Annotated in this window: 15 protein-coding genes and 1 other RNA gene; 8 read left to right on the top strand and 8 right to left on the bottom strand. The window is 72.1% G+C overall.

Features of this window, described 5'->3' with window-relative positions; all coding sequences use genetic code 11:
- Positions 1 to 16 precede the first annotated feature (16 nt).
- Positions 17 to 2,251 carry a septation protein SepH gene (gene sepH / locus ACFWY5_RS13490; protein ID WP_379631970.1) on the top strand — a complete coding sequence of 745 codons (2,235 nt, stop codon included), beginning with the start codon at positions 17 to 19 and terminating at the stop codon, positions 2,249 to 2,251.
- A gap of 194 nt (positions 2,252 to 2,445) precedes the next feature.
- On the opposite strand, the gene ACFWY5_RS13495 is transcribed toward sepH, so the two are convergent.
- Positions 2,446 to 3,903, bottom strand: coding sequence for a PH domain-containing protein (locus tag ACFWY5_RS13495; protein WP_379609698.1), 1,458 nt, complete (start codon positions 3,901 to 3,903; stop codon positions 2,446 to 2,448).
- Positions 3,904 to 4,073: 170 nt separating this feature from the next.
- Positions 4,074 to 4,607: a PH domain-containing protein gene (locus tag ACFWY5_RS13500; protein ID WP_379609697.1), complete on the bottom strand. Its 534-nt coding sequence runs from the start codon at positions 4,605 to 4,607 to the stop codon at positions 4,074 to 4,076.
- A gap of 95 nt (positions 4,608 to 4,702) precedes the next feature.
- On the opposite strand from ACFWY5_RS13500, the gene ACFWY5_RS13505 reads away from it, so the two are divergent.
- Together ACFWY5_RS13505 and ACFWY5_RS13510 are read left to right on the top strand one after the other, a co-directional pair.
- Positions 4,703 to 5,650, top strand: coding sequence for an ATP-binding cassette domain-containing protein (locus ACFWY5_RS13505; RefSeq protein WP_379631972.1), 948 nt, complete (start codon positions 4,703 to 4,705; stop codon positions 5,648 to 5,650).
- Entirely contained in the window at positions 5,651 to 6,448 is a 798-nt protein-coding gene (locus ACFWY5_RS13510) for an ABC transporter permease (RefSeq protein ID WP_379609695.1), read from the top strand.
- Here ACFWY5_RS13510 and ACFWY5_RS13515 read toward each other — a convergent pair.
- A complete protein-coding gene (locus tag ACFWY5_RS13515; protein WP_379631974.1) occupies positions 6,432 to 9,587 on the bottom strand; it encodes a BTAD domain-containing putative transcriptional regulator in 3,156 nt (1,051 codons plus the stop codon). The two genes, ACFWY5_RS13510 and ACFWY5_RS13515, sit on opposite strands and share 17 nt — an antisense overlap.
- Positions 9,588 to 9,695: 108 nt before the next feature.
- Between ACFWY5_RS13515 and ACFWY5_RS13520 the strand changes: the two genes are divergently transcribed.
- The 4 genes from ACFWY5_RS13520 (at position 9,696) to ACFWY5_RS13535 (ending at position 15,253) form a co-directional block, all read left to right on the top strand.
- The gene (locus ACFWY5_RS13520; protein ID WP_379609692.1) at positions 9,696 to 10,268 is read left to right on the top strand and encodes a YbhB/YbcL family Raf kinase inhibitor-like protein; all 573 of its coding nucleotides are present in this window, start codon (positions 9,696 to 9,698) and stop codon (positions 10,266 to 10,268) included.
- Between the two features lie 183 nt (positions 10,269 to 10,451).
- Positions 10,452 to 11,930 (top strand): hypothetical protein, encoded by a 1,479-nt coding sequence (locus ACFWY5_RS13525; RefSeq protein WP_379609691.1) that lies wholly within the window; start codon positions 10,452 to 10,454, stop codon positions 11,928 to 11,930.
- A gap of 58 nt (positions 11,931 to 11,988) precedes the next feature.
- Positions 11,989 to 14,205: a SulP family inorganic anion transporter gene (locus ACFWY5_RS13530; protein WP_379631976.1), complete on the top strand. Its 2,217-nt coding sequence runs from the start codon at positions 11,989 to 11,991 to the stop codon at positions 14,203 to 14,205.
- A gap of 34 nt (positions 14,206 to 14,239) precedes the next feature.
- Positions 14,240 to 15,253, top strand: coding sequence for an NAD-dependent epimerase/dehydratase family protein (locus ACFWY5_RS13535; protein ID WP_379631978.1), 1,014 nt, complete (start codon positions 14,240 to 14,242; stop codon positions 15,251 to 15,253).
- Positions 15,254 to 15,350: 97 nt separating this feature from the next.
- On the opposite strand, the gene ACFWY5_RS13540 is transcribed toward ACFWY5_RS13535, so the two are convergent.
- The 5 genes from ACFWY5_RS13540 to ACFWY5_RS13560 form a co-directional block, all read right to left on the bottom strand.
- Positions 15,351 to 15,818 carry a GNAT family N-acetyltransferase gene (locus tag ACFWY5_RS13540; protein WP_379631980.1) on the bottom strand — a complete coding sequence of 156 codons (468 nt, stop codon included), beginning with the start codon at positions 15,816 to 15,818 and terminating at the stop codon, positions 15,351 to 15,353.
- Between the two features lie 384 nt (positions 15,819 to 16,202).
- Positions 16,203 to 16,592, bottom strand: an RNA gene (gene rnpB / locus ACFWY5_RS13545) — RNase P RNA component class A.
- A gap of 26 nt (positions 16,593 to 16,618) precedes the next feature.
- Positions 16,619 to 18,133: a bifunctional RNase H/acid phosphatase gene (locus ACFWY5_RS13550; protein ID WP_379631982.1), complete on the bottom strand. Its 1,515-nt coding sequence runs from the start codon at positions 18,131 to 18,133 to the stop codon at positions 16,619 to 16,621.
- Entirely contained in the window at positions 18,130 to 18,870 is a 741-nt protein-coding gene (locus ACFWY5_RS13555; RefSeq protein WP_379609686.1) for a zinc ribbon domain-containing protein, read from the bottom strand. Before ACFWY5_RS13555 ends, ACFWY5_RS13550 begins: the two co-directional genes overlap by 4 nt.
- A 2-nt stretch (positions 18,871 to 18,872) precedes the next feature.
- Positions 18,873 to 19,673 carry a Nif3-like dinuclear metal center hexameric protein gene (locus ACFWY5_RS13560; RefSeq protein ID WP_379609685.1) on the bottom strand — a complete coding sequence of 267 codons (801 nt, stop codon included), beginning with the start codon at positions 19,671 to 19,673 and terminating at the stop codon, positions 18,873 to 18,875.
- A gap of 107 nt (positions 19,674 to 19,780) precedes the next feature.
- On the opposite strand from ACFWY5_RS13560, the gene ACFWY5_RS13565 reads away from it, so the two are divergent.
- Positions 19,781 to 21,532, top strand: coding sequence for a flavin-containing monooxygenase (locus ACFWY5_RS13565; RefSeq protein ID WP_379631984.1), 1,752 nt, complete (start codon positions 19,781 to 19,783; stop codon positions 21,530 to 21,532).
- Positions 21,533 to 21,628: the final 96 nt, after the last annotated feature.

The following is a 21,628-nucleotide window of genomic DNA, read 5'->3' on the forward strand; positions in this document are numbered from 1 at the left end:
TGACGAAGGGACTCGCATGCAGGAGCTCCGACTCGTCGCGGTGAGTGAGGACGGCACGTATCTCGTCCTGGCGACAGCCGGGCGGGGTACGCGGTTCACGCTCCCCGTGGACGACCGGCTCCGCGCTGCCGTCCGCGGAAACTTCTCCCGTCTCGGCCAGTACGAGATCGAAGTGGAGAGTCCGTTGCGCCCCAAGGAGATCCAGGCACGCATTCGCGCTGGAGAGACCGCGGAAGAGATCGCCGCGACCGCGGGAATCCCGGTCGAGCGTGTCCGCTGGTTCGAGGGTCCCGTGCTCCAGGAGCGGGAGTACGTCGCCCAGCAGGCGCAGCGCGTCGCCGTTCGCATGCCTGGAGAGTCCGCCCCGGGACCCACGCTCGGTGAACTCGTCGCCGAGCGCCTCACCCGCCGCGGCGTGCCCACCGACGAGATCGACTGGGACTCCGCCAAACGCGACGACGGCCTGTGGCGGGTCAAGCTCGGCTACGTCTGGAACGGTCACACCCGGCACGCGGAGTGGCTGTTCGACCCGCGCAAGCGGCACGTCACGCCGCATGACGACGAGTCCATGAGACTGTCGGCGGCCGACTTCGACCCGAACCCGCCCGCCGAGGACACCACCGTCACGCCGTTCGCGCCGCGGGCCGCCAAGCTGCAGCCGGTGCCGCCGCTGCCGTCGGTGATCCGGCACGAGCCGCCCGCCGTGGCCAGGCCCGGCGACGGCCCGGCCGTCGCCTACCCGCCCGGCCGTGACGGATTCCCTCCCGGCCGCGACGCCTTCCCGCCCGGACGCGAGTCCTTCCCGCCCGCCCGGGAAGGCTTCGCGCCTGGACGTGAGGGGTACGCGCAGGGCAAGGAGGGCACCGGCCGCGACGGGTTCCCGCCGAACCGGGACGCGTACTCACCGGCCCGCGGCGAAGGCGCCTACGTCCGCCCGCCCGAGACCCCCTCCAGGGAGGCCGAGCGCGGGTACCCGTTCGAGGACGAGACATCCGACTTCGACGGGCGGGGTGGAGAGGGTGTACGCCGGGCACCGGCGGCCTGGCACCCGGACTTCGCCACCAACCGCCCGGAACGCCCGCAGCCCCGCGACACCGACCCCATCTACGCCCCGGCCCCGCGCCCCCCCGACCCGGCCCCCGCGCCCCTCCCCCAGGAGCCCACAACCCCGGAGCCGGTAGCCCAGGAGCAGGTACCCCGGGAGCCGGTAGCCCAGGAGCCCCCCGCCGTCCAGGAGCCCGCGACCCCCGAACCGGCCACCCACGAGCCCCCGGCACCCGTCATCCAGGTGCCCGCGGCCGCTGTCGCCGAGGTGCCCTCGGCCCCTGTCGTCCAGGGGCCACCGGCCCCTGCGGTCCAGGAGCCACCGGCCGCTGAGGCGACCGCCGCTGAGCCGGCCGCCCAGGAGCCTGTGGCCGCTGAGCCGGTCGTCCATGAGGTCGTCGCCCCGGTCGCCCCGGTTGTGCAGGAGGCGGCGGTCGTGCAGGAGGCGGCGGTTGCCGCGCCTGACGTCCGGGAGCCGGAGACCGCCGAGCCGGTCGCCGAGCCTGCCGCTGCCGACGAGCCCGCCGCCACCGTGGAGGAGCTCACGGCCGAACCGGTTGTCGAGGAGCCGGTTGTCGCGGAGCCCGTTGCCTCTGAGCCGGTGGTAGAGCCGGTCGAGGCGGCGCCCGTGGAGGCCGTGGCCGCCGAGGCTGTTGTGGAGGAGGCCCCGGTCGAGGCTGTCGTGGTACAGCCTGCTGCGCCTGAGCCCGCCCCTGAGCCGAAGGCCGCCGCCCAGCCGATCGAGCCACCCAAGCCCGAGATCCCCAAGCCCGAGACTCCCAAGGCCGAAGCCCCGGAGCCCGAGGCTCCCAAGGCCGAAGCGCCCAAGCCTGAAGCACCGAAGGCCGAAGAGCCCAAGACCGAGGCGCCGCAGCCTGTGGCGCCGCCGGTTGAGGTGGCCGAGGTGGAACCTGCCAAGGCGGAAGAGGCGGTTGCCGAGAAGCCGCCGGTCGAGGAGACCAAGGCCGGGAAGGTTCAGGAGGACGAGGCGGGCAAGGGCGAGGAGGCGGCTGTGCCGGCGGCTAGGGACGGCAAGGACGAGCCGATCGCCAAGCCGAAGCCCAAGCCGAAGGACCCGTCGACGGTGCCCGTTCCGTCGCCGCCGCCCGCGCCTGCGGCCCGGCAGCCGCGCAAGGGTTCCAAGGGGCGGCGCGCCTCCGTCCCGACCTGGGACGAGATCATGTTCGGTGCCCGCAAGCAGGACTGAGGCTCCGGGTACGGCCGGCCACGGTAAGTGGCCGGCCGTGCGTCGTTACGGCGGGTCGTTCGTGCGACTGCCGGGCGCCTGACGACCGGGCCCGGCGCACGGCGGCGGGGGGCGCCCGCTTGGCTTGCCGTAAGAGATAAGGGGCATGCACAGAGCCACAGACGCCGGCCACAGACCCCGGGCAGAGAGCGCGATCAGGAACCGAAGGGCGCCAGCCAGTCGGGGGTGACCTCGGTGGGAAAGGCGACCGCCTGGGTTTCCGAGACGTCGACGGCCGAGTAGCCGCCCTCGCCCGCGCCCACCCCCGCCACCAGCGTCATGACGCCCGCGCGGCGCTGGAACCACGTCTGGCGGATCCGCCACCCCACCACCGCCCGGCGTTCGAACACCGCCTGTGAACGGCGCAGCGACCCGGAACGCACCGACAGCCGGATCCCGTCGTACCCGTGGCCCAGCGACTTGTAGCGGTCGAGGCCCAGCGGGACGCCGATCCCGGCCAGGATGAGGGCGGCGACGGCGAGTACCCACCAGGCCGTGGCGGCGGTCAGGAGGGCGGCGGCCAGCGCGACGGCGGCCAGCGCGGCCCAGGGGGCGATCGCGCGGAACAGGCGGCGGTTGCGCGCCACCGGCGGGTGCGGGCGCAGCTCGGCGGTGAAGGGGCCGATCGCGGCGCCGGTGACCTGGTGGGCGACGGCGCGGGGCACGTCGGGCAGGAGCTGGCCGCGGGCCTGGGAGTCGCCGAGGCCGGTGACGATGGCCCAGACGCGTACGACTCCGGCCCAGCGTTCGGCGAGGGCGTCGGCGATCTCGTAGCCGCGTACGCGCCGGGACTCCAGGGACACGCTCCTGCGGTTGATCAGCCCGCGCTCGGCGACGAGGTAGCCGTCGCGTTCCTTGAGCGTGAAGTTCCAGTTGAACACCGCGTACATGGCCCCGCCCACCACCGGCATCGCGACCACCAGCAGGACGACGGCGACCAGCAGCAGGTAGGGGCGGTCCCAGAGCCACTGCCCGGCGTCCCATGCGGCGTCGCGGCCGAAGCCGAGCTGGTCGCCCCACTGGAAGGCGAGGCCGATGGCGCCACCGGCCAGCGCGAACGGCGTCAGCAGGTACGCCCCCGACAACGGCCCGTAGAGCAGCCAGGCGCGGGGCACGCGCATGATGACCCGCTCGTTCTCCCGCGGCGGCTGAGGGGCGTCGGGAGCCGGTTGCGGCCGCTCCTGGGCGCGGGCGCGCAGGAGCACCGCCTTGAGGCGTTCGGCCTCGGCGAGGGTGACGCCGTCGAGCTCGCCCTCCTGCTCGCTGCCGCCGCTGGCTCCGGTGTCGAGTTTGAGTACGGCGAGGCCGAGCAACCGGTGCATGGGCGGCATGGAGACGTCCACCCCGCGGATGCGCTCAAGCGGGATGGTCCGGACGGAACGGCTGATCAGCGACCGCTTGATCTCCAGCCGGTCACCCGCGAGCTGGTAGCTGAACGTCGCCCAGCGCACCACCGCGAACGCCACCGTCCCGGCGACGCCCAGCGCGGCCCACAGGAACGAACGCGGCGAGAACCCGCCCACGAACAGCACGCCGACCAGCGGCAGCAGCAGCGAGGGCAGCATGCGGACCGGGTCGATGAGCAGCACCTTGGGACTGAGCCGCACCGGCACAGCCGCACCGCCAGCCGGTCCCTGAACGCCCGGCTCGCCATGATGCGGGCCGTCTGTCACTTGCCGGGTGGCTGCGGGATCGGGCTGTGTGGCCGGCCTCTCGGCCTCTCCGGGTCCGGGCTGGGCCGGTTCCGCCTCGGGTCGCGGCGCCGGGTGGTGGGGGTCGGGGGTCATGTGGCGTCGTCCCTGAGGTGCTCGGCCCGGTGGGCGAGCTGGTCGGCCAGCCCGGCGGCCACGCCGTACTCCAGACCCTTGATCGTGGAGGAACCGGCGTGCGACGCGGTGCGGATCTCCAGCGTGGCCAGCCCGAACAGCCGCTCCAGCCAGCCCTGTGCCTTGTCCACCGTCTGGATCCGGCTCACCGGCACGAACACCCATTCCCGGGTGAGGAAGCCGGAGCGGGCGTACACGACGTCTCCCGACAGCTCCCACCGATGGACGGCGAAGCGCACGAACGGCTCCGCCACCAGGAACGGCGTGGCCACCACGCCCACCCCCACCGGCAGCAGCCAGGAGTCGGCCGACAGCCACCCGGGCACCCAGCCCCACCCGCTGCCGCCCACCACACGCGCCACCACGATCGCCCCGCCCACCAGGAGGACGAAGCCGATCAACGACTCCAGCATCCACAGCTGCCTGGCCTTGGGCGAGACGCGGTGCGCCGGGTCACGCAGCGTCCCCGCTCGGGGCTCGGATTCACTCACACCGACCAGCTTAGGCGCGGCTCGCGTCAGCGTTATCTCAGCGGCCCGCACGCGGGGTCAGAGAACTGTCAGTGACGTGGGCCACAGTGGGGTCCATGCGATACGCGATCGAGGCCGAGGGCCTCGCCAAGCGCTACGGCGAGACCACCGCGCTGGCCGGTGTCGACCTGGTGGTGCCGCCGGGAAGGCTGCTCGGCGTGCTGGGCCCCAACGGGGCGGGCAAGACCACCGCCGTCAGAATCCTCGCCACCCTGCTGGCCCCCGACGCGGGCCGGGCCTCGGTGGGCGGGTTCGACGTGGTGCGCCAGTCCCATCAGGTGCGCTCGCTGATCGGCCTGACCGGGCAGTACGCGGCGGTCGACGAGATGCTGACCGGCGTGGAGAATCTGCTCATGATCGGCCGCCTGCTCGGCCTGTCCAGGCCGGAGTCGCGGGCGCGGGCGCGGCAGTTGCTCGATCGTTTCGACCTGGCCGACGCGGGCGGCCGGGCCGCCAAGACCTTCTCCGGCGGCATGCGCAGGCGCCTCGACCTGGCGGCGAGTCTGGTGGGGCGGCCTCAGGTGCTGTTCCTCGACGAGCCGACGACGGGGCTGGATCCGCGCAGCCGTACCGACCTGTGGGGTGTGGTGCGGGGGTTGATGGCCGACGGCGTGACCGTGCTGCTGACCACCCAGTATCTGGAGGAGGCCGACCAGCTGGCCGACGACATCGTGGTGTTCGACCACGGCAGGGTGATCGCCTCCGGAACCTCCGACCAGCTCAAGTCCATGACGGGCGCGCAGGTGCTGGAGGTGAGCCCGCTGCGGTCCGACCAGCTCGACCTGGTGGCCGAGGTGGTCCGGGCCGTGGTGGAGACGCCGCCCGAGGTCGCCGGCGGGAAGGTGACGGCGGCGGTGCACGATCCGCGGGTGGTGCCCGCGGTGGTGCGGCGGCTGGACGAGCTGGGGGTGGTGGCCGCCGAGCTCGCCCTGCGCAAGTCCAGCCTGGACGAGGTGTTCCTTTCGCTGACCGGCCACCGTGCCGATTCCAAGGTGGTGGTCTAGATGGCGGCGACGGCTGTGCGCTTGGAACGGCGGGCCGGGGTGGGCGCGACCGTCCGGCAGACGTCCACGCTGGCCTGGCGGAGCCTGGTGCAGGTCAAGCACAACCCCTGGGACCTGCTCGACCTGAGCATCCAGCCGATCATGTTCCTGCTGCTGTTCACGTATGTGTTCGGCGGCGCGATCTCCGGCTCCACCGGGGACTACCTGCAGTTCGCGCTGCCCGGCCTGGTGGTGCAGAACGCACTGTTCTACACCCTGTCCACGGCGATCGGGCTCAACACCGACATCAGCAAGGGGGTGTTCGACCGGCTGCGGAGCCTGCCCATCGCGCGCACGGCGCCGCTGGCGGGGCGGATCGTCGCGGACACGTTCAAGCAGGTGTGGGCGTTCGCGCTGCTGATGGGGCTCGGGATGGTGCTGGGCTTCCGGGTCCAGACGAGCGTGGCCGGGGTGCTCGGGGCGCTCGCGCTGCTGGTGGTGGTCGCGCTGGCCATGTCGTGGATGTCGGTGCTGATCGGGCTCAGGGCGTCGAGTCCGGAGAAGGTGCAGATGATCACGTTCTCCGCCATGATGCCGCTGACCTTCACGAGCAGCGCGCTGGTCGATCCGGCGACGTTCCCGGCCTGGTTGCGGGCCTGGTCGGAGGTCAACCCTGTCTCCTACCTGGCCGACGCGATCCGGGGGCTGCTCATCGGGGGCGAGGTGGCGACGCCGGCGCTGGTCTCGCTGCTGTGGGCGGCCGGGTTCGTGGCGGTGTTCGCGCCGCTGGCCATCAGGGTCTTCAGGACCCGCGTGTGAGCGAACCGGCCATAGCCAGGGCGGCGGGCCGGTCGAGGGTCTGACCTTGGGCGAAGTGGATGTCGAAGGAGCCGGGTGGCAGAGCGGAGCGGGTGTCGTGGGTGATCCGGGCGTGGTCGGGGTCCACGACCGTGGTGAGGCCCTTGACCGCGGCGGCCGCGCCCAGCAGGACGGCCGCGCGGGCGGCGTCGCCGGTCGCCAGCGCGTGCGCGGCGCAGCCCACCACGGCCAGGCCGGTCAGCTGCGCGTCGCCCGAGGCGGCGGCCTGCTCCAGGGCCAGCGTGAGATGGCGGCGGGCGTCGGGCAGCCGGCCCTTGTCCAGGGCGACCAGGGCCAGCGCGGTGTTGACGGCGGCGATCATCGGCTTGGGCACTCCGTCGGAGGACTCCATGATGGCCATCGCCCGCCCGTAACAGGCCAGCGCCGTGGGCAGGTCGCCGTCGTGGCGGGCCAGGTCGCCCTGGGCGGCGGTGACCCCGGCCTCGCCCACCCGGTCGCCGAAGCGGACGACCAGGCCGGCGATCTCGGCCAGGTGGCGCTCCGCGCGGGCGCGGTCGCCGGCCAGGTTGAGCGCGATCGCGAGGCGGGCGCGCAGGTAGGGGGTGTCCTCGACGGCGCCGAGCGTCTGCATGACCTCCAGGGCTTCGCCCATGACCTCGATGCCCTGGTGGATCTCGCCGCGCAGCACGTGGAGGTCGGCCACGGCGGCGAGGGCGGAGCTGATGCCCCACCGGTCGCCCACGGCGCGGTAGCCGGTGAGCGCCGCCCGCAGATCGGCCTCACAGGCGGCGATGTGGCCGCTGTAGTAGCTGAGCAGGCCGGCCATGAGGTGGCCGGAGGCGACGACCCACGGGTCGGCGTGGTTCAGCAGGTCGCCGGCCATGGGGTCGCCGGTTTCCCTGGAGGTCTGCTGGGCGCCGCCGTACAGGACGAACATGGGCATGGCCAGCGCGACCAGCGGATGACCAGGACCGCCGAGACGGCGGGCCTGCGCGAGCGCGGCGCGCGCCCCCTCCCACGGCAGCGCCGCGCCGACGGCGTTGATCCCGTGTACGGCCAGCCCCAGGGCACGCAGGTGCGCGGGAGCCGACGGCGCCGCGGCCAGCGCCTCGGCCGAGCGCTGGGCGCCTTCGAGCCGGCTGCCCCGCAGCCACCAGTACCACCCGAGCGCCCCCACCAGCCGCAACGCCATCTCCCCCGCCTCGGGATTTGCCGCCGCGTTCGCCACGCACCAGCGGAGCGCGGCGTCGAGGTTGTCGTGCTCGGCGGTGAGCGCGGCGAGGTGCCGGAGCTGACCGGCGGCGCGCAGGCCGGGCTCGGCGTCCTCGGCGAAGCGGAGATAGTACGCGGCGTGCGCGCGCCGGATCCGGTCGCCCTCGGGCAGGTGCTCGGCGGCGAAGGCGCGGATGGTTTCCAGCATGCGGTAGCGCCCGGACTCGAACACGACGAGGGATTTGTCCACCAGCCGGGTCAGGGGCTCCAGGTCGGCGGCGCACACCTGCTCCACGGCCTCCAGCGTGGCCCCGCCCGCGAAGACGGACATCCGGGCGGCCAGCTCGCGCTCGGGTTCCGGCAGCAGGTCCCAGCTCCACGACACCACCGCCCGGAGCGTCTGGTGGCGCGGCTGGGCCGTACGGCTGCCGCTCGTCAGCAACGAGAACCGGTCGCCCAGGCGCGCCGCCACCTCGCTCGCGCCGAGCGAGCGCATCCGCGCGGCGGCCAGCTCGATGGCCAGCGGCAGCCCGTCCAGCGCCCGGCAGATCCGCGCGACCTCGGCGGCCTCGGCGGCGTCCGGCGCGTAGCCGGGGCGGACCGCCGCCGCCCGGTCGGCGAACAGCCGCACGGCCGCGTACTCGCGGGGGTCGCCGGCGCCGGGCGGGGGCAGTTCCAGCGGCGGCACGGCCCAGCTCGTCTCGCCGGTGACCGCGAGGGGTTCGCGGCTGGTGGCCAGCACGCGTACCCCGGGGCAGGCGGCGAGCACGCGCTCGGCCACCTCGGCGGCGGCGTCGATCACGTGCTCGCAGTTGTCCAGGACGATCAGCGGCTCGCGGTCGCCGATGAGCCGCACGAGCCGCTCGATCGGGAGCTCGGGGCCCGGCACGCGGGTGCCGTCACGCAGGTCCAGGGCGGCGGACACGGCCTGCGCGACGTCCGCGGCTCCGGCCAGTTCCACCAGCCAGGCCCCGCCGGGCGGCGCGAGCGCGGCGGCGGCCTCGACGGCGAGCCGGGTCTTGCCGGCGCCGCCGGGTCCGAGCACGGTGACGAGGCGGTGCCGGCCCAGAAGGTCGCCGATGCGAGCAACATCACGATCACGGCCGACGAAGCTCGTCAGCCTGGCCCGCAGATTCCCCGCCCGCCGCTCACGGGGCTCTTCGGTGCGGGCCGCGGGCTCGTCGCGGAGCAGGTTCAGGTGGATCCGGGCCAGTTCGGGAGAAGGGTCGGCGCCGAGGGTGTCGCGGAAGGAACGGCGGGCGCTCTCGTAGGCGGCCAGCGCCTCCACGCGGCGGCCCGCCCCGTGGAGGGCGCGCATGCGCAGGCCGTGCAGCCGCTCGCGCAGCGGGTGGGCGGCCAGCAGCCCGGCCAGCCCGTCGAGGGCGTCGGCGGACCGCCCGAGCCGCAGGTCGGCCTCGATCCGGTCCTCCGCCGCGGCCAGCCGGAGATGGTCGAGACGGGCGACGTAGGCCGCGACCACCTCCAGGTCGGCGAGGCCGGCGAGCGCGGGCCCGCGCCACAGCGCCAGCGCCTCCCGCAGCACCCCCGCCGCCGTCGCGGCGTCCCCCTCGGCCAGCCGCGCCTGCCCTTCCCTGGCCAGTACGGCGAAGCGGTGCGCGTCCACCTGGTCGGGACCGGCAACCAGCCGGTATCCGGCCTGTTCCGCGACGATGAGCTGGCGCACCGGGTTTTTGCCGAGTGCCGCCCGAAGCCGGGAAACCAGTGCCTGAAGGGCATTGGCGACCCCGTCAGGCGGCCGGTCCCCCCACACCCCGGCGATCAGCGTCGCCAGGGGAACGGTCCTGCCCGCCTCGACAACCAGCAGGCCAAGGAGGGTGCGTAGCCTCTGACCTGTGATCTCCACGACCTCGCCGTCCCGGCGAACCTCGAGCGGGCCGAGAATGGCGAAGGTCATGCTTGTGGTCAAGCTCACCTTCTCCATCCCATGATTCTGGATGATTTCCGGCCCTTCCCCCGCCACCGACCCTCGCGAAACGGTCGGCGCACCGCCGTGAGCCGCGTAGCATCATCCGGCATGGGGCTGCGTTACACGGCGACACGCGTGCGACGGGCCGTCGTCCTCTCGGCGGCGGTCGCGCTGGCGCTCGCGTCGTCGGGCTGCGCGCTCCTTCCGGGCCGGTCGATGGCCAAGGACATCGGCCAGCTCAACGTCACCAGTCCAGAACTGCGCGAGGGCAAGCCATTGCCCCGCGAATATTCCTGCAAGGGCAACCAGGGCAGCCCGCCGCTGCGCTGGTCGGGTGAGCCGCTGCCTGGGGCCAAGTCGATCGCGATCGTGCTCGACACCCACACCGGCGCCAATCCCGCGGTCAACTGGGTTGTTTACAACATTCCGCCAGACTGGACCGAGCTCGGCCCCAACGCCACCGAGGCACTGCCGGACGACGACACCGGCCAGGCCAAGGTGACCAGCGGCAAGGAAGGTTACGAGCCACCCTGCGACAAAGAGGCCACCTATCGGTTCAGCGTCTACGCGCTGGACGAGCCGGTGACGGTCGAAGGGGGCGCCTCTCTCCCCAAGGTCCTGAAGAACATCGCGGACCGGACCATCGCCCGGGGGCGACTGACGGTGGTCCACATCGAGTGAGAGGTCGAACACCGCAGGTAGTAATGGTTACCAATTCTTCACTTAGGGTGTGACAACGCTCATAGTGGTCCGACAGAATCAGATCCAATTGTTAGACGTCGGTGATCAATGGGGGCAGGTCGCGTCGATGGCCGCGCGATCTCACCGGCGCCACTGGGAGGCCATGGCTTTGAGGGTGGTGCAATGATCGCGGTCGTAGTCAGCTTGGTCGCTGTCGTGCTCCTCGTGCTCGTCGTCGTGGCACTGGGCATGCGTTCGATGAACAAGAGGGAGAGTTCCCTGCCTCCGGAGCGGCTGAAGGAGATGGCCGACCGGGAAGAGATGAGGACAGCGCGTTCGACCGACGAGTTCGCGGCGCACGAGCCCCGGATGAACAACTTCAGCCCGGACTTCAGCCCGATCGACGAGGTGAAGCAGCCCCGGCCGGTACGCACCGGCCAGCGTGGCAAACGCGGCGTCGACGAGTGGGGCAACCCGAGCTCCGATGACGAGGACGAGGAGTTCTGGGCGAACATCCGCAGCGATGCGGAGGAAGGCGGCTTCGGCGCCGGCGGCACCGTCGCGGCCCGCAAGGGCGCCTCCCGCCCGGTGAACGTCGACCGTCCGATGGGCGCCCCGCGCCCGGTGAAGCCGGAACAGCCGGTGAGCGCCGCCGCGGAACCCGACCCCAACGCCGCCACCGTCCAGCAGCCGCTGCCGCAGCGCACTCCCACGCCCGCCCCCGCGGCGGCCAAGGCGAACCTGGCCGACCTCGTCGAGCCGACGCAGCACATGGAAGCGGTCCCGAGCGAGGCCCCCGCCCCGCCCACGCGCCCGTCGCGGCGGGCCAAGAAGGCGGCCGCCCCCGCTCCCGCTCCGTCCACCGCCGACCTGGCCGACCAGCGCACCGTGACCTTCGCCGCCCCGACCTCGGACGTGATGAGCATCCTGGGCGCCGGCGCCCAGCCCGTGCCCCCGCCGCCCCGCCAGGAGCCCGCCCGCAACAGCGGCACCTTCCCCGCGGCCCCCACCACCCCGCCGCCCTCGCCGTCGTTCACCCCCACCAACAGCGGCTCGTTCACCGCGATCCCCAACGGCTCCCTGCACGGCGCGCCCACCAGCGACCCCTTCCCCGCCTACGTCAACAACGCCGAGACGTGGCAGAGCCCGGTCTCCCCGGCTCCCACCGCCTCCGGCTCGTGGCCGGCGACGCCGGTGCGCGACGTGCTCGACGACCCGACGCCCGTGACGCCGGGCCCGGCGGACTCCTGGCCGGCCTTCGAGGGCGCGTACGCCGCTCCGCCCGCCAACGACTTCCCGAACTCCTACGAGGTCCGCGCCGGCTGGGCCGTCGCCGATGACAGTGAGGTCACCGGCCCCACGCCCGCCTCCGGCACCCCCACGGCGCCCGCCCGCGCGGTCTCCGCCTACGACGACGTGCTGGCCGCGCCCACCGCGCAGCCCGCGCCCCAGCCCGCCCCCTACCCCGCCTACGAGACGGGCGACTACGCCCCGGCCAATGCCGCCACTCCCGGCGCCGCCTGGCCCGAGCCGCCCGCGAGCGGCCCCGGCTGGCCGAGCTACGGCGAGATGTACCCCAACGGCCAGGAGCAGCAGCCGGCCCGCCAGGGCGGCCGCCGCCGGGCGCCCGAGCAGCAGGACTATCCCGACTACTACCGGTGATCATCAAAAGCCCGAGTTAGGCGTAATCCCTGGTCAGTAGGGCACTAGAGTTGCTCGCATGATCAGGGACACACAGAGTAGCGTGATCCGCACGCTCCGATACGATCTGCCCGCCTCGCTGGTGGTGTTCCTCGTCGCGGTGCCCCTGTCCTTGGGCATCGCCATGGCCTCCGGGGCGCCGCTCGCCGCGGGCCTGATCTCGGGCGTGGTGGGCGGCATCGTGGCGGGCGCGCTGGGCGGCTCCGCCGTACAGGTGAGCGGGCCCGCCGCCGGTCTGTCGCTCGTCGTGGTGGACTTGGTGCACACGTACGGCTGGCGCGCCACCTGCATGATCACCCTGCTGGCCGGCGCGGTGCAGATCGTCCTCGGCCTCTTCCGCGCGGCACGGGCCACGCTGGCCGTCTCGCCCGCGGTCATCCACGGCACGCTGGCCGGGGTGGGCGTGGTCATCGCCCTGTCGCAGTTGCACGTGGTGCTCGGCGGCAGCCCGCAGACCTCGGCGGTCGCCAACCTCATCGAGTTGCCCGCGCAGATCGCCGCCCATCACGACCACGGCTTCGCGGTCGGCGTGCTGACGATCGCGGTACTGGCGATCTGGTCGAAGCTCCCGAAACCGGTCAGGGCCGTGCCGGCGCCGCTGGCCGCGTTGCTGGCCGCCGCGGTGACGGCGTGGGCGTTCGGCTGGAACGTGACAAGGGTCGACCTGTCCGGCAGCTTCACCGACTGGGCCTTCCCGGTGTTGCCGCAGGGCGACGGGCACCGTATCGTCGTCGCGGTGCTTCTCGTCGCGCTGCTGGCCAGCGTGGAGTCGCTGCTGTGCTCGGTCGCGGTCGACGGCACGCACAAGGGCCCGCGCTCCGACCTCGACACCGAGCTGACCGGCCAGGGCGTGGCCAACATGGTGACCGGGGCGCTCGGCGGGGTGCCGGTGGCGGGGGCGATCGTGCGCAGCACCGCCAACGTCAAGGCGGGCGCGCGCAGCCGCTGGTCGACGGTGCTGCACGGCGTCTGGATGCTGCTGTTCGCGCTGGGCTTCGGCTGGTCGATCCAGCTGATCCCGATGGAGGCGCTGGCCGCGCTGCTGGTCTTCATCGGCGTGCAGATGGTCAACCTGGGCCATGTCAGGAAGGTGCACGGCCACGGCGAGGTGCCCGTCTACATCGTGACCCTGGTCGGCGTCGTCCTGCTCGGGCTGGCCGAGGGCGTGGTGGCCGGGCTGGGCCTGGCCGCGCTGCTGGCCCTGCGCCGGTTGACCTGGGTGACGGTGAACGTACGCCCGGAGGAGGACGGCCACTACCACGCGACGATCTCCGGCTCGCTCACCTTCCTCGGCGTGCCCCGGCTGACCGCCGAGCTGCGCTCGATCCCCGAGGGCGCCAGCGTCGACCTCGACCTCAACATCGACTTCATGGACAACGCCGCGTTCGAGGCGATCCACTCGTGGCGGGTGGACCACGAGCGGATGGGCGGTCACGTGGACATCGACGACATGCACGACGAGTGGTACGCGATGGCGGCCTCGGGCTCGCGCATGTTCCCCGCCAAGACCCCGCCGCGGGCACCGGACCGCTGGTGGCTGCCGTGGGCGCACCGCAGACGGCGTACCGTCCGGCCGTCGCTGGTGCCGCAGCAGGTCGGACCGGTCGAGGTCGAGTGCCAGCTGACGGCGGGCGCGCGTGAGTTCCATCGGCGTACGGCTCCGCTGGTCCGTCCCATCTTCACCGAGCTGGCCCGCAGGCAGACGCCCTCGCACCTGTTCATCACCTGCGCCGACTCGCGGGTGATGCCGAGCCTGATCACCGCGAGCGGCCCCGGCGACCTGTTCACCGTGCGCAACATCGGCAATCTCGTGCCCCGGCGCGGCAGCGAGCCGCACGACGACTCGGTCGTGGCCGCGATCGAGTTCGCCACGCAGGTGCTGGGGGTGCGCACGATCACGGTGTGCGGGCACTCGGGCTGCGGCGCGATGACCGGGCTGCTCAGTGGCGGGCTTCAGGCGGGCAGTCTGCCGGGGCTGCGGCGCTGGCTGCGGCACGGCAACCACAGCCTGGCCCGGTTCATCGAATCCGAGAGCGACGGGAGCGACAGCGGGCCGCTGGATCGGCTGTGCCGGGTCAACGTGCAGCAGCAGCTGCTCAACCTGCGCACGTACCGGCGGGTGGACGAGCAGGTGAAGGCCGGGGAGCTGGAGCTGGTCGGGCTCTACTTCGACATCGGGTCGGCTCGGGTGCACATGCTGCCGCCGCTGCCTTCTACGCTCTCGGTGAAGAGGTGACGGAATTGGCGGGCCGTACGCGAAGAATGCAGTTATGAGAGTTCTGGTCATCGGAGGTTCCGCGTTCCTCGGCCGCGCGATCGTGCAGGAAGCGCTCGACAGAGGACATGAGGTCACGACGTTCAACAGAGGTCAGAGCGGGCCCGACCTGCCCGGTGTCGAGGCGGTGCACGGGGATCGCGAGGTCACCGCGGACCTGGAGCGGCTGGTCGACGGGCGCACCTGGGATCTGGTGGTCGACTCCTCCGGTTATGTGCCGAAGGTGGTGGGCGAGGCGGTGCGGCTGCTGTCCGGGCGGGCGGCGACGTACGCCTTCATCTCCACCATCTCCGCCTTCAAGAACTTTCCCGCCGAGCAGACCTCGGAGGACAGCCCGCTCTGGGACTGCGCGCCGGACGCCGGTTCCGACGCCGGTGACTACGGCGTGCTCAAGGCGGGCTGCGAGCGCGCCGTCGAGCAGGGCTTCGCGGGCAACGCCCTGATCATCCAGCCCGGCCTCATCCTCGGCCCCCACGAGAACGTCGCCCGCCTGCCGTGGTGGCTGACCAGGGTCTCGAAGGGCGGCAAGGTGCTGGCCCCCGGCGACCCGGCGCAGCCCATGCAGCTCATCGACGCCCGCGACATCGCCGTCTTCACGCTGGACCAGGCCGAGAAGGGCGTGGCCGACCGGTTCATCGTCACCGGGCCGCGGGGCAACGCCACCTACGGCGAGTGGCTGGGGATGTGCAGGCGGGAGACCGGGTCGGACGCGGAGTTCGTGTGGATCGCCGATGACTTCCTGATCGAGCACGAGGCCGGCGTGTGGATGGAGCTTCCGCTGTGGGCTCCCGCCCAGCCCGACATGGCCAACTTCTGGACCGTCTCGACCGCCAAGGCCGAGGCGGCGGGGCTGCGCAGCCGTCCCGTGGCCGACACCGTGCGCGACACCTGGGAGTGGCTGCGGCAGATCCCCGAGGACGAGCGGGTCTACGGCAAGAAGCACAAGCACGGCATGGAACCCGAGAAGGAACAGGCCATCCTGGCCGCCTGGGCCGCCCGTTCTGCGTAATCTTCCGCAGACGGGGCCATTCTCCGGTTCTAGCGTGAAGAGCGTCCCGACTCCCAGGGACGTGAGTGAGGGGCGGGGTTGCCGATGCCTCCGCCTCTCACTCCGCCAGGGCCCGCAACGGCTCGTCGGTGAGGCGGTAGACGGTCCACTCGTCCATGGGGATGGCGCCGAGCTTCTTGTAGAAGCCGATGGCAGGGGCGTTCCAGTCGAGAACCGACCATTCCAGGCGCTGGTAGCCCCGGTCCACACAGATCTTGGCCAGTTCGGCCAGCAGCGCCCTGCCGTACCCGCCGCCTCGGTGCTGCGGCCTTACGTAGAGGTCCTCAAGATAGATCCCGTGTACGCCACGCCACGTCGAGAAGCTCAGAAACCACAACGCGAACCCGGCGAGCTCCCCGTCATCCTCGGCCACGTGCGCGAAGGCGGCGGGCCGCTCCCCGAACAGGGCCGTACGCAACTGCGCCTCGGTCGCCCTGGCCTCATGGGGCACCTTCTCGTAATCGGCCAGCTCAGCGACCATGGCCAGGATCTCGGAGACGTCGTCGGGGGTCGCGGGTCGAATCATGTGCCTCAGGTTAACCGAGTCCCGCCCGGGCCTTATCCACCCGTGGGCGGATCCGGAGGAGGCGACTCAGCGGGCGGCTCCGGGGGCGGCTCCGGCGGCGGAGGTTCGGTCGGCGGGGCGGGTGGGGGCGGTTCGCTCGCGGGCAGGGGCGAGGGCGGCACCGGCTCCGCACCGCTTCCCATCGCCCCTGCCGCCAGCCAGATCCCCAGCAGCAGGGCAAAGACCCCCACCGAGGCTCCGGCGACCCGCCCCATGCGCAGGTGCGGCCGCACCCAGGTCCGGCCGCCTCCAGGGCGTCGCCGGTAGTGCCCCTTCACGTGCTGCCGCCTGTCGGCCATATGCGGACCGTAGACACGAAACGGGGAACGTTCCAGCCAGACTATGGTGACGAGCCGGCCTGTAGGCCGGGTTCTGTCCCTCTGGTGAGGGGGCGACCATCCATCTAGGGCCGCCGTTGCCGGCGGCCTCAAGCGGTCTACCCGCGCGGCTCGGGCGGGCAGCCCTCGAACGCCGTGCGCGGGCGCCTCTCGCGAGACGCCCTTCTTGACCTTGCTCCAGGTGGGGTTTACCGAGCCGCCCACGTCACCGTGGGCGCTGGTGGTCTCTTACACCACCGTTTCACCCTTACCTCCCCGAAAAGGGGAGGCGGTCTGTTCTCTGTGGCACTGTCCCGCGGGTCACCCCGGGTCGGCGTTACCGACCACCCTGCCCTGTGGAGCCCGGACCTTCCTCGGCGGACCCTCGCGGGCCCGACGCGGCCGCCCGGCCGGCTCGTCTGGCAGCGAGGTTATCACTCCTATTCAGCGCAGGTGCGCGGTGTCGTTGAACGCCTTCACCACGGCGTTGCCGTCCGCGTAATAGTCGACCAGGCTCAGGCAGGCCAGGTCGAGGTGCATCCGGTACAACGCCGCCGGCGGCGCCATCAGCGCGAACCGCAGCAGCATCTTGATCGGCGTCACGTGCGACACGACCAGGACCGTCTTGCCCAGATGCTGCTCGACCAGGCGGTCCCTGACGCGCTGCACCCGGCGGGCGGCCTCGGCGAAGCTCTCGCCGTCCGGCGGGGCCACCGACGGCTCGGCCAGCCACGCGGCCAGTTCCTCTGGCCAGCGCCTTTGGATCTCGGTGAACGTGTGCCCCTCCCACGCCCCGAAATCGGTCTCCCTGAGGTCTTCGTCCACCTCCACGCCGAGCCCCGCGCGGGCCGCGACCGCCTCCGCGGTCTGCCGGGCGCGCTTGAGCGGCGAGCTCACAATCACATCCAGCCGGTACGGCTCCCGCGACAACCTCTCCGCGGCCGCCGCTGCCTGGGCCAGGCCGTTGGGGGTGAGCTCGGCGTCCCCCAGACCGGAGAAGCGCCGCTCCACCGACAGCGGGGTCTCGCCGTGGCGCAGCAGCAGCAGGGAGGTGGCGACGCGCGTGGCGTCACCCCAGCCCGACCCCTTGGCCCTGGTCTGGCGTGCGGCGGTGGAGGCGGAGGGCGCCGACAGATCCACGCTGGGAGGCGGCGTCTTGCGCGCAACCGCTCCGGCCGGTGCACCACCGTCGACGAAAAGCTCCGTCTGCCCGGCCCCGCCAGCCGCCTGCCCGGCGGCGCCCCGGCCAGCTTTGGACGCGCCAGGCTCACGGGCTCCGATGCCCAGCTCACCGACTTCGCCCCTGGCGCCCGGCTCACGCGCTCCGCTCCGGGTGCCTGGCTCGCCGACGTCGCCCCTGGCGCCCAGCTCACCCGCTCTGCCCCCGGCGCCTGACTCGCCGGCTCGGCTCCCGGTGCCTGGTTCGTCGGATCCACGCTGGCTGGCGGGGGCCGCCGGTGGTTCGCTCGGAAGGGCGGGTTCGCCACGGTCTGCGCGGGTTGGGGGTCCGGGGTCGGGTTGGTCGCCGGCCTGCCATGCCAGGCCCTTGGCCGCGGCGTCCATGGCCTCGTTGGCCAGGCGGTCGGCGTGTTTGTTGCGTTCCCGGGGGATCCAGGTCCACTCGGTCACCCGTAGCCGCCCGGCCAGCCGGTTGGCCTCCAGGGCGAGCGGGCGCAAGCCCTCGTTCTTGATCTTCCAGTTTCCGGCCATCTGCTCGACGACCAGCTTGGAGTCCATGCGCACCGCCACGGTGGCGCCCTCGCCGCCCAGCCGCAGCACCTCGGTCAGGCCGGCGATCAGGCCGCGGTACTCGGCCACGTTGTTGGTGGCGACGCCGATCGCCTCGGCGGTCTCGGCCAGCACCTGCCGGTCGGCGGCGTCGAGGACGACGGCGCCGTAACCCGCGGGGCCCGGGTTGCCCCGTGAGCCGCCGTCGGCCTCGATGACGTACGAGGTCACAGGCCCGACTCTGGCGTACGGACCAGGATCCTGCGGCACTCGTCGCAGCGCAGGACCTCGTCGTGGGGCGCGGCCTTGATGCGGTTCATCTCGGCGATGGACAGCGACACCTTGCAGCCCTGGCACTGGCCCCGGTAGAGCATGGCGGCGGCGACGCCGTACTGACCCTTGAGCTTGGTGTAGAGGGTCATCAGGTCGGCGGGGATGTCCGTGACGACGTCACCGCGGCGCTGCTGCACGTCGGCGGCGTCCTTGTCGATCTCGGCGAGCGCGGCGTCGCGGCGGTCCTCGGCGACGGCCCTGGTGGAGGCGAGGGCGTCGCGCTGGGCGACCAGGTCGACGGCCTTGGCGTCGGCGGCCTCACGGCGTTCCATGATCTCCAGGACGACCTCTTCCAGGTCACCCTGGCGGCGGTGCAACGAGGTGATCTCGGACTGCAGGCTGGCCAGGTCCTTGGGGGAGGTCACGGCGCCGGAGTCGAGGCGCTTCTGGTCGCGTTCCGATCGGGTGCGCACGGTGTCGACGTCCGCTTCGGCCTTGGTCTGCTCGCGCGCCAGGTCGCCCGCCTCGGTCTCGGCCTCGATCACCTCGGTCGAGAGCTTGGCGAACCGCTTGGTCTGCTCGTCGATCTCGGCCAGCTCGGGCAGGGTACGGCGGCGGTGGGCCAGCCGGTCGGCCGCGGAGTCGAGCTCTGCCAGGTCGAGCAGTCGCTTCTGTGCTTCAGGGGCTGCTTTCATGATCAATATCCTCTTGTCCAAGCATCGGTGACCGTGGCGGAGACGCGCGTCTCAACGTTAACGCCACTCGAGGCCAGGATGGACGCGGCGCTGTCCAGCCATGGCCATTCGGTGGCCCAGTGCGCGGCGTCGATGAGCGCCGGACCGTCGGCCTCCATGAACTCGCTGGCCGGGTGGTGCCGCAGATCGGCGGTCAGGAAGACGTCTACTCCGGCGGCGCGGGCCGTACCGAGGAGGGAGTCGCCCGCGCCCCCGCTGACGGCGACGCGCGAGACCTGACGGGACAGATCCCCCGCCACCCGGATACCCCAGGACGTCTTGGGCAGGCCATCGGCCGCCCGCTCGGCGAAGTCGCCCAGCGTGACGGGGGACGGCAGCGTGCCGATCCGGCCCAGGCCGCGCCAGGGGTCGTCGGGGAAGGGACTCAGCGGCACGAGGTCGCCGGTCAGGCCCACGGCTCGGGCCAGCGCGTCGGATACGCCGGGGTTGGCGACGTCGGCATTGGTGTGAGCGGTGTAGAGGGCTATGTCGTGCTTGATGAGGGTATGGACCAGGCGACCCTTGGGGGTGGTGGTGGCGACGCTCGTGGTGCCGCGCAGGTAGAGAGGGTGGTGGGTGACGATCAGATCGGCTCCCCACGCGATGGCCTCCTCCGCGACCACCGCCACCGGATCCACCGCGAACAGGACTTTCCGCACCTCAAGCGTGGGGTCGCCGCAGACCAGGCCGACCGCGTCCCAGGATTCGGCGGTGGCGGGCGGGTAGGCCGTTTCGAGCGTTCCGATCACTTCTGCCAGCGTCACGCTGCGCAGACTACCGGCCCGGACCGAGGCGTCAGGCGTGTTGTGGCGGGGGTGTCGTCCGAACAGGGTTCGGCGTAATGTAAGTGGATCCTGACGCGGAGGGCGTTATGTCACCTAGGATCGCGATCATCGGTGCGGGATTCGGTGGGCTCTGCATGGCGATCCAGCTCGAACGGGCGGGCATCACCTCCTACACCGTCTTCGAGAAGGCGGGCGAGGTCGGCGGCACGTGGCGCGACAACAGCTATCCGGGCGCGGGCTGCGACATCCCCTCCCATCTGTACTCCTTCTCCTTCGAGAAGTACGCCTCGTGGACCCGCCGCTACCCCGGCCAGCCCGAGATACTGGGCTATCTCGCCCATTGCGCCGATAAATACGGCGTCAGGGGGAAAATCCGCTTTCACACCGAGGTCTCGGCGGCGGTCTTCGACGGCGACCACTGGCACCTCACCACCCGCCCCTCCGGTACGGCCGACGCCCCCGCCACCCAGTCCACCCCACCCCCGAACCCCGGAACCAGCCCGCCGGACGGCCTCCGGCACGACGGACCCCAGGCCGACAGCCCCGGGAACGACGGCCTACGGGCTGACATCCCTGGGACTGAGAGACCTGGGGCTGGCATCCCTGGGGCTGACGTCCCTCGGGATGAGAGACCTGGGGCTGACATCCTTGGAGCTGACATCCCCGAGGACGAGGGACCCAGGGCTGACAGCCCGCGGGTGGACGGACCGCAGGACGACGGGCCTCGGGATGAGCGGTCAGTGCTCGGGGTGGGAGGTGTGCGGATTGAGGAGTTCGATGTCGTCGTGGCCGGGGTTGGGCAGCTGAATCGGCCCTTGGTGCCCGACATCCCCGGCATGGCGGACTTCGAAGGCGTCTCCTTCCACTCCGCTCGCTGGAACCACGACCACGACCTCAGCGGCCGCCGGGTAGCCGTCATCGGCACCGGGTCGTCGGCCGCGCAGTTCATCCCGCCGGTGGCGGGGAGGGCGGGGCATCTGGACGTGTTCCAGCGCACCCCGAACTGGGTCATCCCCAAGCCCGACGCCGCCTTCGGACCGCTGACCCGGCTGGCGCTGCACTTCGTGCCCGGGTTACAGCGCGCGTACCGCGAATGGATCTACCGCTACGCCGAGGGCACGCTCTACCCGGCGCTGGCCCGCGGATGGAGCGAGGGGCTGCTCAGGAAGCGGGCCCTCGGTCATCTGCGCGCGCAGGTGGCCGACCCCGGGCTGCGCGCCAAGCTCACGCCCGACTACCCGCCGGGCTGCAAGCGGGTGGTCATCGACAGCAGGTTCTATCCCGCGCTCACCCGGCCCAACGTGGACGTGGTGACCGACCGGATCGTCCGCATCACCGCCAAGGGGGTCGAGACCACGCGGGGGCTGCGCGAGGCGGACACGATCATCTACGGGACGGGGTTCAGGAGCACCGAGTTCCTCGCGCCGATCGCGTTCACGGGCCGTGGCGGGCAGCGGCTGGACGAGCGGTGGAAGCAGGGGGCGGAGGCGTACCTGGGCATCTCGGTGCCGGACTTCCCGAACCTGTTCCTGCTGTACGGCCCCAACACCAACCTGGGCCACAACTCGATCATCTTCATGATCGAATGCCAGGTGAACCACATCATGAACTGCCTGCCGTACCTCTCGGACCGGGGACCGATGGAGGTCAGGCCCGAGGCGATGACGGCGTGGAGCAGGCAACTGGACGTGGCCATGTCACGCATGGTGTGGGGGAACGGCTGCCGGAGCTGGTACAAGACCAGCGAAGGCCGCGTCACCAACAACTGGCCCGGCCCCACTCCTTTGTACCGGAAGCTGACCGCGCTACCGCCACTACCCGCCTACCGTTTCGGCTAGCGGGGCACGGCATCGTTTGTCGCGCGGTCCCATCCACCAGGGGTGGATTTGGCCTGGGGTACGAGCGATCACGGCCACCTGGCGCGATAACGTCGT

Origin of the sequence: Nonomuraea sp. NPDC059007 (assembly GCF_042740555.1) — a bacterium.
Classification (GTDB): domain Bacteria; phylum Actinomycetota; class Actinomycetes; order Streptosporangiales; family Streptosporangiaceae; genus Nonomuraea.

Coding starts and splice junctions, on each gene's coding strand:
- sepH (WP_379631970.1), top strand. CDS start 17: ATGCAGGAGCTCCGACTCGTCGCGGTGAGTGAGGACGGCACGTATCTC.
- ACFWY5_RS13555 (WP_379609686.1), bottom strand. CDS start 18,870: ATGAAAGCAGCCCCTGAAGCACAGAAGCGACTGCTCGACCTGGCAGAG.
- ACFWY5_RS13525 (WP_379609691.1), top strand. CDS start 10,452: ATGATCGCGGTCGTAGTCAGCTTGGTCGCTGTCGTGCTCCTCGTGCTC.
- ACFWY5_RS13535 (WP_379631978.1), top strand. CDS start 14,240: ATGAGAGTTCTGGTCATCGGAGGTTCCGCGTTCCTCGGCCGCGCGATC.
- ACFWY5_RS13510 (WP_379609695.1), top strand. CDS start 5,651: ATGGCGGCGACGGCTGTGCGCTTGGAACGGCGGGCCGGGGTGGGCGCG.
- ACFWY5_RS13540 (WP_379631980.1), bottom strand. CDS start 15,818: ATGATTCGACCCGCGACCCCCGACGACGTCTCCGAGATCCTGGCCATG.
- ACFWY5_RS13505 (WP_379631972.1), top strand. CDS start 4,703: ATGCGATACGCGATCGAGGCCGAGGGCCTCGCCAAGCGCTACGGCGAG.
- ACFWY5_RS13530 (WP_379631976.1), top strand. CDS start 11,989: ATGATCAGGGACACACAGAGTAGCGTGATCCGCACGCTCCGATACGAT.
- ACFWY5_RS13565 (WP_379631984.1), top strand. CDS start 19,781: ATGTCACCTAGGATCGCGATCATCGGTGCGGGATTCGGTGGGCTCTGC.
- ACFWY5_RS13520 (WP_379609692.1), top strand. CDS start 9,696: ATGGGGCTGCGTTACACGGCGACACGCGTGCGACGGGCCGTCGTCCTC.